Below are 13640 nucleotides of genomic sequence, written 5' to 3' on the forward strand. Positions count from 1 at the left end.
GTTTCTTTATATTATCAGTGCTTCAAAGCACTATTTCTTAAAACTGAATTTCAGTATGTTACCAGCGCTTAACTGATCACCTTCGTTAGAGATATACAGGTTGCGCTGATTATCGAATGCCATACCTTCGGGTTGGCCGAATATGGTTACACTTAATGGATAAACGTTTTTCACCCTCCAGTTAGCATCAGTAACTACCAGCATTTTATTTACCGACGAAAGAACATACCACTCATTGGTGAATGTATTTTTGGCTAAAGCCGAAGGGCGGAACGGCACACGTTTTTTATTAGTAAGACGCTCAATTTCTTTTACATCTATCATAAAACTGCCCGATTGCTTCAGTATACCATCAGGCTGCAATTTCATGATATAGCCGCTGCTGCTTTTTGATGTCTTTTCTTCGGCACAGTGTTTACACAATACATAAACAAGGCCTGACTTTTCATCGGCATATATGGCTTCATATTCACCTTCAGGAAGCTCGCCTTTTGTTTTTTGTACGCTGGTTACTTCTTTGGTCCTAACCTGGCTAAAAGGAAAGGTGAATAATGTACCGTCGCTTTTAAGCATGATCACTTGTTCGCGGTAAATGGCTACGTCCTCATAGTCGCCGCTTTTGGCAAATTTGGTATAGTTTGCTTTTTTATCGCCCGGCTTCAGGTTAAATAAAAAACCTTCTTCGTCCTGCTGTGCATAAACCGAATCATTTTTACCGTTGTGAAAGGCAAAGCCGGAGATCTCGGTCAAATCATCGGGCATTTTGTATTTAACGGGTTTGTTAAGGTCATACCCAGGGGGGCTTAAAGGAATAGCTTTCTCTTTATTTTTGCAGGAGATTGCCAAAAACACAGCGGCTGCGGCAAGCATACCCGTTAAGTAAACAACCAGCTTTCGCCTAACATTTTGTTTTTTAAGCCCTGTCATATTTTTTTTGCTGTAAAAGTTCATAAACGGCCCGCTGCGATTGTACAATCGGTTCAGTTCTATCAACCCTTATGTTTTGCAATTGTTCATTTAAATTTACAGCCTGCGCGTTATCTGCCAGCTGGATATCGAGCATGGTTATTACCTCATTCCTGATACGTTCATCATAAACCGGGAAACACACTTCAATGCGGCGGTAAATATTGCGGTTCATCCAATCGGCCGAGCCCATGAAAACTTCCTGGTTACCGCTGTTATGAAATATAAAAATACGCCCATGCTCCAGGTAACGGTCAACAATTCGCCTTATGGTGATATTTTCGCTCATGCCCGGCACTCCGGGAATCAAACAACAAATACTGCGTACTATCATCCTGATCTTCACCCCGGCCTGCGATGCTTCATAAAGCTTGCCTATCAGTACCCGCTCTTCCAGGTTGTTCAGCTTTATAGTGATAGCTGCCGGGTTCCCTTTACGTGCCTGCTCAATTTCCCTGTCAATAAGCTCAATAAACCGCGAATGCAGATTAAACTGGGCCACCAGTAAGTGTTTAAAATCGATCTCATACCCCTCAGCCGATTTTGCTTTTTTAGCAAGATAGATGAACAGCAAATCCATTTCACGCAGCAATTGCGGATTGGCCGTCATCATGATATGATCGGTATAAAAAGCCGCCGTACTTTCATTAAAATTACCTGTAGCTAAAAGCCCCGCATATTTTATCCTCCCATCAACAAGGCGCTTTACCAGGCCCACTTTTGCATGCACTTTTATAGCCTTGTCACTATAAATGATATTGGCTCCGGCAGCTTTGAGCCTTTTTGCCCATTTGATATTATTGGCCTCATCAAAGCGGGCTTTCAGTTCAACGAGCACCCTTACTTTTTTACCGCTTTCCGCGGCGCTGATGAGGGCATTTACAATACGCGAATCGCTGGCTACCCGGTAAAGGGTAACGGAGATTTCCTCGACATTTTCGTCGATAGCAGCCTCGTTAAAAAAACGGAGAATGGAATTATATGACTGATAAGGAGCGTGAAAAATACAGTCGCCTTTATCTATATAATCAAATATAGATTCATCGGCGCTGATGTGCCTGTTTACCAGCGGTGGCCATTTAGTGTATTTTAAAGCGGGGATGCCAACCGGCAAACCCATTAAATCTTTCAAATTATGATAAAAACCGCCCTCAACAATACTTGAACCCTGTACACCCAGCTTATCTTCAATTAAATGCAGGATACGCAGCGGAATACCTGGCTGGTGCAAAAAGCGTGTAGCCAAACCCTGGTCACGTTTTTGCAGCTGTTTTTCAATCTGCTCCTGAACATCGCCATCATAATCATCACTTAGCTCAAGTTCGGCATCGCGGGTTATTTTGAAGCTGTAGCAGCCTTTTATTTCTTCGGTTTTAAAGATCCTGTTGAGGTTATACCGTACAATGTCATCCAGAAAAACAATGTACTGTTTACCATCTTCATTAACGCTAAAAAATCGCGGTAACTGGTTGGATGGGATGTTAAGGATTACCGATCTTTCTTTCTCCTTCTCCAAACCAAGATTTACCAAAAAGTAAAGCCGGTTATTTTCGGGAAAGAATTTTTTTTTGCCGCCTACCAGGTCAACGGGCTTTAAAAATGCAAGTACCTGGCTGTAAAAGTAATCGCTCACCCTGCCTGCTATCGAAGCCGGGATGGGTTCATTGAACAGCAGGTTTACATTGTTTTCTTTTAACAATGGGATAAGCCTGCCTGTAAAAACCTTACCGAAACGGTTTTGCTGACCTTCTACAAGTTGCTGGGCTTTATGCAAAACATCCTCGCTTTGCCCTGTTTTGTTGAACTGGTTAAGCTTGTGCAAAGCCATTACCACAGGCATACGTACGCGATAAAATTCATCAAGGTTGGATGAAAATATAGCAAGAAAATTTACCCTTTCCATTACAGGGAGCTCTTCGCTTTCGGCCTCCATCAATATGCGCTCATTGAAAAGTAACCAGCTCAGGTCCCTGTCGAAAAATGAGTATTCCATAGGTGTAGATTTTGTTTTTGGCAGTACCCCGACCGCCTACAGTAATGATGATATGATGAATGCTACTACCGATACGATAAGCCCGAACATGAATATGTTGTAAGATGCCCTGAGCAGCCTGTATTTTTTGCCCAGCACAACGCCCTGTGAGTAATTGTCCCGAATGAGGCTGCCGTACAGAAACTCCCTGTCTTCCATCATTTTTTCCATACCATCGCTGTAATCCTGGTACGACATGCGGTAGAAGTTACCAAAAAACAGCAGGTTAACCGTTTTCTTATTGATATCCTCAGGTGTAAATAATCCCGGCGGAATTGAAGGGCGGGTTGAAAGTATGGAGAAGATCATGGTAGCCAAACTAACCGACAGGAGCATGAAAGTTGGAATGAGCAAATTAGAATGTTCATCAAGCTTACGCAGCACCAAACTGATAATAGCTGAAAGTATGATAGAATTAACGGTAATCATGATATGGGCTTTGTTATCGGCCATATCGCTCAAACGCTGGTGATTGCTCGAACTGATCCTGAACATGGTTTCGATACCACGGTCGGGCCTGTCATTTTTATGTTTTTTTGAACCATGGTCATCCTCATGGTCTTTTTCTTTTTCCAGGGTAATAATGGCATTACTATCAATATCGGAGGTAAGGAGGGCCGGTGTTTCATTTACTTCAACTTCGGCCTGCTTCTCAACCAGCTTTTGCAGTTTTTTTTGTTTCTGATCATTGAGCAACAGGCGGCAGTAATCTGTATAATACTCATGCCCCTGCAAAAACTCGATATTATAGCCGCGCCACTCGTCCTTGCCAATGTCATGCTTTTTGATGGCTTCCATCTCTTTGCGCAAAAGCTTGTTCTTATCCCGGAAATCATCGGTGCCTAAGTGAAACAGATCGGCATCGCAAATAATTTGCTGAAGCAGGTCGGCAGGGTTTTGAGGCATTTTGGTTGCTAAAATACAACCGCTAACCTTATCAATAACTGGTTGTTCAATTTTATGCTGTTTCAAAAAGTGTGTAGCAATACCGACGCTTTTTGATTCGTGGTCTTTTTTATCGGTAAAATACCCGGTATCATGGAACCAGGCTGCCGAGATCACCACAAAGAAATCCTCATCGCTTAGCTGGTAATGGTTGGCTATCTGGGTGGCCGCTGCAACAACGTCTTTGGTATGTCTCAGGTTATGATAAATTAAGTCGGGATCATGATGTACATCAAAATAGGATATAACGTACTGTTTTACCTGTTCTAACAGCGGTTGAAATTTCATCGTAGTTTTTGTTGTTAAAAGTAAATCAAATTTTTAAAAATACCTATTTGCAGCTATGCCGGGGAGAAACATCAATTTATCGGGCATTGTTTGTGCAAAAGGCAAGAAAATGGTTGTTCTTGTTTTTACAAACGTTATGCCACACAAACATACAGCTGAATTTCAACGCTTTGAATTTCCAAACACAAAGCTAAGTGGCGATATATCGTGAAATGCCGAAAAACTATATCAAAAGCTAAAGCCTGATTATTAAAAGCTCTTTAATTATCAAATAATTCAAGATGCCGCTTCCTCTGTAACCCCGGGGCCTTCATAACTATAGTTATAAGGTGGATGCGGCACGATGAAGGTTTCCTGTACGCGTGATGACTTTTTAAAATATGGGATCCAGATGGCCGCTGTAACTACCGATCGTAAAAGCGGGTTAAGCGCAGTTTCCGCAAGCTTACTGCTGATGTTCGCAGCCAAAATATAATCTGTCAGGAAGAAAACGAAGGCAAAAGCAAAATACCCTGTAATACAAGCGGGGAGTATATCACGCTTATTCAATAGCAGTACCAGGCAAAAAATAGCGTACATCATTAGTATGGTATTACCAATTGCTTCCACAACCACCAAAAATCTGAAATTAAGCTCATGGTGGTTGCCATGATATACATTCCAGGTGTGGAGGCTAAAATAATCTCCTGTAACCATATTTGAACCGGTGACCAAAGCAGTAGCAGCCAAGCCTATAGCAATTAATATGAGCCATCCCCCTATTGGTACAAAAGTTGAACCGTAAGCAAATACAATACCCGGTGTTTCCCTTTGATAAAGCCATACCCCCAGTACAATAAGCCCAACCGTTATAAGCAACATCACCAAAACCAATGCATTGTTTATTGTTGATGGCATGGTGGTGCCCTGCGGCGTATACGAAAAACTGTAAGCTAAACTGGTATCGTTTAGCTTTTTGATATCAGCCTTAAACCCGGCAAGTTTATTTACCGGCACATTATCTTTTAAAAATGATAATTTATAATTGAGCGATAAGGTATCGCCTGCTGCCGTAAAATCCGACCTGTAACTATAGTAACCCCGGTTGATGGCATCATGATCTTCATTAATATTCCACCCACCCGGTAACACCACTTTAATAGAATAACTGGCATCATACGGGTATGTAAGTGCAACCGGCGTTTTTGTGCGACTGGTAATTGAGGGGAACTGATTATAAATAAAATTAGCAAAAAGATCAGCGGTTAATTTATCACTGGTTGAATCTTTTTTAAAGAAATCGCCTACCTTATAAGTTTCTATCGTAATAAGCTTGTTCGCTTTCAGATCATCTGTTACTGTAATTGAATCCTTGGTTTCAATTTTGTTGTAGATCTTTGCGTAATAATCGAGATAGTTTTTTTCTGTTTCGGCCATACCCGATGATTCCAGTTTACCCCGCATATAATCGGCCTCATCGCCGGTATAGGTAGTTTTTACCGTGAACAATACCGGTGATTTCGCATCCTTTACCGTATAAATATCTTCCCCGGTAACACTGCCGCTTTTTGATGGCGGAATAGTAGAGAGCGCATCGCTGCCCGGTTTTAATACCAATCCTTTGCCATAACGCGGAAAGTAAATGTCTGTACCCTCGCCGCCCTGGTTATCCATAGTAGCATCAATCCAAACCTGCTTTCCGTTTACATTGGCAGTTACAACTGCGTGGTTAAAGGCATAAGCCGTAGGTATGTACTGCTCAACATGCTCGTTCATATCAGCATTTACCAAAACCATAGAGGCATCAATCCCCCCTGCTTTCAGCATCGAAACTAACAACAATGATTTATCCTTACAATCGCCATAGCGTTGCCTGAATACTTTTTCGGGATTATTGGCCCGATGAGAATATTCGCCTATTTCAATACCCATGTAGCGTATTTCCTGCTGCACGGTACGTACCGCTGCCCTGAAATATTTTCCCTTATCGTTACCCGCATCCTTTTTAAGTTTCGCAATCCTTTCGCCAAGTTCGCCTTTAATGTTAAGTGAGGGAGGATTGATACTCAGAGCCCAGTTCACGACTTCGGCCCAGCTGGCAAACTCACTTACCTGGATAAAGCCGCGTTCGTTGTACCATGATGGCTGGTTATTATCGTCATGGGCCGGCGGTACCTGGAACCCTTCATACTCATAGCGCTTTAAACCATTGCCTTCACTAATGGCTTGTTTGGGCACACTATTAAAAGTTTTAAAATTCAGTTTCCGTTGAGATGATGCAATAATGGCCGTGTAATGATGAGCAATTGGTGTATACCACTGAACATACATGTTGGAACAAAACTTACCGTTCAGTATAGGGTTGCGCCCTGTAATTGTGTATGAATATTCTATGCGGTCGCCTTTGCGGATATCATCAAGAATATATAAAGCAGAAAAGCTTCCCTGGTAAATAAAGTTGGAAAGATCCTGTTCGTCGGCCAGTACCTTAAATGCCGAAGCTTTTAAACGGTTTAATGGCTTACCATCGCGCCAAACGGTAATATCATGAAAATCGAGCCGCTCGTAAGCCGGATCAAAACTAACAGAGATTTGCGAAGCATTCTGGATCCCGGTTTCGGATACTATCTCGCGGATAATATGATTATAATCGGCTTGCTTTTCAACCTGCACCTGCTCTTCAATAAGCGCGTAATAAAATCCCCGTTCGATAGTGCGTGACGATGGTTTTTGGTTATAAGGTTTTATGACACTGAGCCAGTTTGGCCTGGCCGAAACGTGTACCGAAGGGGTATCGCCCAAAGCAGCCCCGCTGCACCAAAACAACAACACTAAACAAAGGGAAAACGTAAAACGCATTTTAAAAGCTTTTGTATACCGGCTTTGAAAATAAAGAAATTTGAATCAATTTAATGTAACTATTTTAATATTTAACCGGGCGTTAGATATGGGATAATAAAGCACTTGATGGAGAAAATCACGGCAAGGAGTAAACTCTTAAACCAGCAAAGCCACCCCGAACCGGGATGGCTTTGCCAATAAATATTATCAAGAAATATTACTGTCCCCCGCCTAATACAGCGCGGAATTTTGTTTCATAACCTTTTAGCTGGTTTTCAAACCTGGTAGCAAGGGCCGTTTGATGGTTGTCTTTGGTAAACTGCACCAGGCCGTTCAACACCTGCATGCCTATCTGTACATCCCGGCCGTTAATGCTGTTTACATCCTGGCTAAGCAGGTAAGCATTATAATCCAACTGATCGGTAAGGTAATTATCTATATTGCCTGCCAGTTTATTACCCAGCACCACATCATGAAGCTGATATGCCAATTGGGTTAAATACAATTTACGACCGGCAACGTCAACATACGGATAAATATCAGGCAGTTCGGCATCATATTTTTGAACAACTTTCAACGCTTTATCGTTTTTGCCTTCCTGAACAAGGTTTTGAGCCAGGTCAAGGAATGTAGTTACCATTACCGGATAAAACATAGAGGTTGACTCATGATCAAGATATTTGGCTGTTTTGAACTTGCCGAATTTAAACTTGTTCATCACGTTATCGTACATCACATCGGTATTGGTTTTGCTCAACTGATCATGTAAAGCTGTATCCGGTTTAAACGGTATCAGGTGGTAGGTAAACCCTTCTTTGTATAAGTAAGGCTGTAAGCCTATCAGGTTTTCATTACCGATGGTAGTAGTGAAGCAGATAGGGCGTTTCCAGTGGTTGTGCGCCAAAATATCAAACATCGCCAGGTTCTCTTTGGTTACATAGTTTGATGTATACTTCCATTCCATGGCAGTTGCCAGCTTGTCTTTCTGATCGGCTTTTACAACGCCGTTAGCTATTACCTCATCAGGATTAACAGTAACTTTCAGGTTTTTGGTTGGCAGATAATTGCCGTATTCGCCACTTTGATATTGCACCTGTGTAGCCTTATCATCAGAAGTAATGAAATCAAACACCTCTTTAATATCCTGGTAGCCGGGCAGTTTTTGGTCGTTTAAATAAATAACGTCCCTCACCCCCTCCTTATATTTATCAAAAGGCATGGTGATTGGCAGCGGCTCGGAGCTGTTCATTTTCTTCTGCATCTGGCGGATATACCAGTCGCCGGTGAACAGGCTCAGGTTTACGATCCGCACATCCGGGCGAATGCCTTCAACCTCCTGGTCGTACCATAACGAGTAGGTATCATTATCGCCATAGGTAAACAAAATGGCGTTTGGCGGGCACGATATGAGGTAATTGTAGGCCATATCATGCGGTGTCATTTTGGTTGAGCGGTCATGGTTACCCCACTCTTTAGCTGCCAGTAATACCGGGCAAACCAGTAAGCCGATAACTGTTGAGCCGATGGCGGCCATTTTGCCATCGATATATTTGCGGCCAAATTCGGCAATGGCAATTACGCCGAGGCCTATCCATATGCCAAAGGCATAAAACGAGCCCACGTATGAGTAATCACGCTCACGCGGCTGCACTGATGCCTGGTTTACATATAACACAATGGCCAAACCGGTGAAGAAAAACAGCAAGCCAACAATCAACGCATCTTTACTGCGGCGGTTAACATGGAAAAACAAACCTATTAAACCAATTATTAATGGCAAAGCATATAACGGGGTATAGGTAGTAGCAGCAGTTACTGATTTTGGTAAATGTTTGCCACCATCAAATAAGCCGGTTGTCCAATTGCCGTCAATACCTTCGGTGCTGGTTTGTCCGTCGGCATCGTTATAACGGCCAACAAAGTTCCAGAAAAAGTAACGCCAGTACATCTGGTACATTTGCCAGCTAAACATCCATTTCAGGTTATCGCCCATGGTTGGTGCCTGTCCCTCCGGGATGCGCAGCCATTGTTTGTAAAACTGTACATCATTAGCATCAGTGCTATACATACGCGGCAATGCTGTAGTATGGTCATAAACGTAATCGGTTTTACGACCTGCATTTTCATATTGGGTTTTGCCTTTACGATAGATGATGCTTCCCTGTTTTTGATCGGTAACCTGCGAATCATACATAGGACCAGTTAGCAAAGGTACCTCACCGTACTGGATACGGTTAAGATAACCGTAAAGCGTAAAAGCGTTATCTGGATGTGAGTTATTTAAATTAGTATTAGCTGTTGCACGAATAGGAATATAAGCGAATGAGCCATAACCAAAGTAAATAAATGCAACGCATAACAAAGCCAGGTTTAATACAGGCTTCTTTTTCCTGATACTGTATATGATCCCCAATACCAGTGCAACAACTATCAGCAGAATGAAAAAGAAAGCTCCGGTACCAAAGCCCATTCCTAATGAGTTAACAAAGAAAAGGTCGAAATATGCTGCGAACTTAATGGTATATCCTCTGATACCATATTGTACCAAGCCAAGTATCACCACACCGGCCAAAAAAGTCAGTATAGCATTGCCAACAGTAATCTTTTTGCTACGGCGGAAGTAGTAAACCATCGCGATGGCCGGGATAGTCAACAGGTTTAACAGGTGGATCCCGATTGATAAACCTATAACATAGGCTATAAAAACAATCCATTTATCGGCGCCGGGCTCATCGGCATGTTCATCCCATTTAAGGATTGCCCAAAATACGATGGCAGTACATAATGATGACAGGGCAAATACAATGGTTTCGACAGCTGAAAACCAAAATGTGTCGGTATAAGTGAAGGCCAGCGCTCCAACCAGGCCAGCCCCCATAATTACATATAATTTATAAGCGTCAATGGCCTCATCACGTTTTTCAACCATCAGTTTTTTGGCAAAAGCGGTAATTGTCCAAAATAAAAACATAATAGTTGCACCGCTGGCCAATGCCGAACCCATATTGGTAAAGAAAGGCACTTTGGTATTATCGCCAAATGACAGCAATGACAACACCTTACCTATCATGGCAAAAACGGGGTAACCGGGCTGGTGGGCTACCTGTAAACGGTAGGCACATGAAATAAATTCGCCGCAATCCCAAAAGCTTACTGATGGCTCTAACGTTAAAATATAGGTTATTGAGGCTATAACGAAACAAAGCCAGCCTAACAGGTTATTGATTTTTTTGTACTGCATTTAATAATATCAATTGATTTAATAGCGCGGCAAATATCATGATTTTTATAACTTATTTAAAAAAAACACCTCCGCGTGACAAAATTTAACATTAATTAACTTTTTAAGGTACTGAGATTAAAGAAATTTTATTTACCAATCTCCAGGAACAGGCGTTTTCGCAGAATTTCAGTATAATTATCTAATAACAATAAACCTTATTTATTGCATATCTGATTGAATGACTGTCCAAATCAATTTGCATAATTTTAATATATCAGAAACAACCTGCCGGGCATTTATGTATATATCCTTATTTACCAATGAAATTTTTATCTTAGAATAATTAATACTTATTTTGTTGTAATGCAAAAACTCTACTCCTTAAGTTTTCGAAAAACATTTATAGTAGCCATAATTGTCTTATTCACATCGCAGTTAAGCAAGGCACAATCAGTTTATTTACCTAATTCATACCAGCTGTATCAGAAGTTCAATTCGGATATTTATTCTGTAAAAAACTCGGCCCATACTTCATTGCGTCCCTTTTTAATTGACAGTACTATTTTGCACAGCTATGATTCGGTAATGAATGTTGGCGTTAAAGATCGTAAAACCTGGGCCGGACGTAAATTATTTAACGAACACCTCTTTGATGTAAAAACTAAAGAATATACTTTTTATGCCGATTATATTACGGATCTGCAAATAGGCAGGGATTTTAACGATAGCCGTTCAACAAACCTAAATACCCGCGGGTACCAGATAGGAGGTACTGTTGGCGATAAGTTTTCGTTTTACACCAGCGGTTTTGAAAATTCGGCGAAATTTGTTTCCTATTACAACGATTATATTAATGCCGGCGGCTTTATACCAGGGCAAGCCTACGCCAGGAAATATACAGGGCAGGCACGGAACTCACAGGATTGGTCGTATGTAACTGCAATACTCTCTTATTCAGTAACAAAAAAGCTAAATATTACTTTAGGCGAGGATAAAATGTTTATTGGCGATGGTTACCGGTCGGTGCTCCTGTCTGACTTTGCAGCCAACATGCCTCTTCTCAGGCTTACTGCCGATTTGGGGCCCGTACGCTATATGATAGCCTGGGCTTATATTGAAGATCTTAAACAACCAAAATTTGACAGTTTTGGAAGCAACCGCCGCAAATGGGCTTTGTTCCATTATATCGACTGGAATATAACCAAACGCGCATCATTCGGTATGTTTAATGCGTTGATAACTCCCGAAGCCGACAACCAGGGCAGCCGGTCGGGCTTTGACGTCAATTTTGTAAACCCCATTTTATTTGCAAGCTCATTAGGTCCGGGCGGGTACCAAAAGGATAACGTATTTTTAGGTTTCAATGCCAAATACAAGATTTTTGATAAAGCTGCGCTGTATGGACAAATCATGTTCGACAGGTTCAAAGGCAGCGATTTCTTTTCGGGCAACAGTACCGATAACACCAACGGTTGGCAGCTGGGTATCCGTGGTGCGGATATTTTCAAAGTTAAAAGGCTAAACTATTTATTTGAATATAACACTGTTAAACCATACACTTACAGTAACCAGCAGTCAATAAGCAGTTATTCTTTTTATGGCGATCCGCTGGCACACCCTTACGGAGCAAACTTCAGGGAGCTTTTGGGTATTTTGAATTATTCGGTTGGCAGGTTTGATATCCAGGGACAGCTCAATTATGCCAAATATGGCCTCGATGCTTTAAAAACCGACAATAACGGTAAAATCATTACCAAACCATTTGTGCCCTCGGCAAATACCACGACCACTATTGGGCAGGGCCTGAGCACACAATTATATTATGGCGAAGGCACAGTAGCCTATATTTTGAACCCAAAGTATAATTTACGCCTGGAACTCGGCGCATTATATCGCCAGGAAAAGAATGATCAGAAGGATTCAAAAAGCACCATGATCACCTTCGGGTTAAGAAGCTCGTTCAGGAATTTATATCACGATTTTTAATTCCTATTAAGGCTTACGAAGTAATTAAAAGCTTCGTAAGCCTGTAACCTGAAAAGCCTTCCTACCCTTTCTTTTTTCTTAAGCCCACAGACAGGCCTACGGCTACACCAATTGCTATGCCTGCACCAATGCTGTGTAAAGCTAAACCAATGGCGATACCAACAACCAGTCCGCCTGCAAAGTAATTAGGATCTATCCTGTTCATCCGTTCATCAAAATAAATGTTTCAAATTAAATCATTTTCCCTGCTGACAAACAGTTGTCATTAATATATATTTATTTTGAATAGTATTCAAAGCAGATAAGCATGACCATACGTGATATAGCTAACATCCGGGTTTATAACCAGCACCTTAAACACGATAAATTCAAAAAGCCCGAAGAGGTGGTTGGCTATATGTGCGCCATGCAGGCACAAGAATATGCCCATGCCAAATGGGCAATTGGATTACGTATGTCATCCCCATCGGACAAGGCCGTGGAAAAAGCCATGACCACCGGTGCTATTTTACGAACCCATGTATTAAGGCCAACCTGGCATTTTGTTTTACCGCAGGACATCCGCTGGATGCTTAGCCTTACCGCTCCAAGAATCAACGCGGGCAATGCCGCCATGTATAAAAAACAAGAAGTCACCGATGCAATTTTTAACAAAAGTTTTGATGTATTTATAAAAGCCATGCGGGGCGGCAAACAATTAACCCGTGCCGAAATTGTTTCGGCCTTGCATGAGGCAGATATAGCCACCGACGACCTCAGGCTTACGATACTATTAATGAAAGCCGAACTGGAGCAATTAATTTGCAGTGGCGCAAGACAGGGTAAACAATTTACTTATGCACTGCTTGATGAACGTGCGCCAATAGTACCGGCCATAGATCGTGACGAGGCGATAGCCCGCCTGGTTTTGCGATATTTTACAGGCCATGGCCCCGCTACGATAAATGATTTTGTACATTGGAGCGGCCTTACCGTGGCCGATGCCAAAACCGGGATCGAAATAAATAAAGGCCGGTTAAATAATATCATCATTGAAGGGGTAAACTATTGGATGCATGCTGATGTGGATTTTAATACAGCAAAAAAAGCCGGGGCTTACCTTCTGCCTGTTTATGACGAGTTAATTATCGCCTATAAAAACCGCGATGCAATGGTACCCGCCAGGTTTCGGGATAAGATGGGGGCTATTACCTTTTTCCCAACCATAATGGTCAATAACCAGGTGATTGGCAACTGGGGCCGGAGCATAGGTAAAAAGAATATTGATATTGAGCTCAAACCATTTGACAAACTCAATAAAATGCAAAATCAGGCTATTGAAACCGCTATGCAACGTTTTAAAAAGTTTAATGGTCTCGGATAACAAACATTAATTACAAC

General features: G+C 41.8%; 8 protein-coding genes. 2 read left to right on the top strand and 6 right to left on the bottom strand.

The genetic code is table 11. The features are described from left to right. Nucleotides 1–30: 30 nt before the first annotated feature. From SNE26_RS11695 to SNE26_RS11715, 5 genes are all read right to left on the bottom strand, one after another. Nucleotides 31–927, bottom strand: coding sequence for an SdiA-regulated domain-containing protein (locus SNE26_RS11695; protein WP_321559539.1), 897 nt, complete (start codon nucleotides 925–927; stop codon nucleotides 31–33). After that, nucleotides 914–2959 carry a polyphosphate kinase 1 gene (ppk1, locus tag SNE26_RS11700; RefSeq protein ID WP_321559540.1) on the bottom strand — a complete coding sequence of 682 codons (2046 nt, stop codon included), beginning with the start codon at nucleotides 2957–2959 and terminating at the stop codon, nucleotides 914–916. The genes SNE26_RS11695 and ppk1 overlap by 14 nt, the downstream gene beginning before the upstream one ends. 36 nt (nucleotides 2960–2995) lie before the next feature. Continuing rightward, entirely contained in the window at nucleotides 2996–4231 is a 1236-nt protein-coding gene (locus SNE26_RS11705; RefSeq protein WP_321559541.1) for a Pycsar system effector family protein, read from the bottom strand. A 276-nt stretch (nucleotides 4232–4507) separates the two neighbouring features. Beyond that, nucleotides 4508–7069 (bottom strand): DUF3857 domain-containing protein, encoded by a 2562-nt coding sequence (locus SNE26_RS11710; RefSeq protein WP_321559542.1) that lies wholly within the window; start codon nucleotides 7067–7069, stop codon nucleotides 4508–4510. A 199-nt stretch (nucleotides 7070–7268) separates the two neighbouring features. Further along, nucleotides 7269–10292 (bottom strand): DUF2723 domain-containing protein, encoded by a 3024-nt coding sequence (locus SNE26_RS11715; protein ID WP_321559543.1) that lies wholly within the window; start codon nucleotides 10290–10292, stop codon nucleotides 7269–7271. 345 nt (nucleotides 10293–10637) lie between these two features. On the opposite strand from SNE26_RS11715, the gene SNE26_RS11720 reads away from it, so the two are divergent. After that, entirely contained in the window at nucleotides 10638–12260 is a 1623-nt protein-coding gene (locus tag SNE26_RS11720) for a gliding motility protein RemB (protein ID WP_321559544.1), read from the top strand. Between the two features lie 61 nt (nucleotides 12261–12321). On the opposite strand, the gene SNE26_RS11725 is transcribed toward SNE26_RS11720, so the two are convergent. After that, nucleotides 12322–12465 carry a hypothetical protein gene (locus tag SNE26_RS11725; protein ID WP_321559545.1) on the bottom strand — a complete coding sequence of 48 codons (144 nt, stop codon included), beginning with the start codon at nucleotides 12463–12465 and terminating at the stop codon, nucleotides 12322–12324. Between the two features lie 102 nt (nucleotides 12466–12567). On the opposite strand from SNE26_RS11725, the gene SNE26_RS11730 reads away from it, so the two are divergent. Further along, nucleotides 12568–13623 carry a winged helix DNA-binding domain-containing protein gene (locus tag SNE26_RS11730; RefSeq protein ID WP_321559546.1) on the top strand — a complete coding sequence of 352 codons (1056 nt, stop codon included), beginning with the start codon at nucleotides 12568–12570 and terminating at the stop codon, nucleotides 13621–13623. Nucleotides 13624–13640 lie beyond the last annotated feature (17 nt).

The sequence above is a fragment of the Mucilaginibacter sp. cycad4 genome, from assembly GCF_034263275.1.
In the GTDB taxonomy this organism is placed as follows: domain Bacteria; phylum Bacteroidota; class Bacteroidia; order Sphingobacteriales; family Sphingobacteriaceae; genus Mucilaginibacter.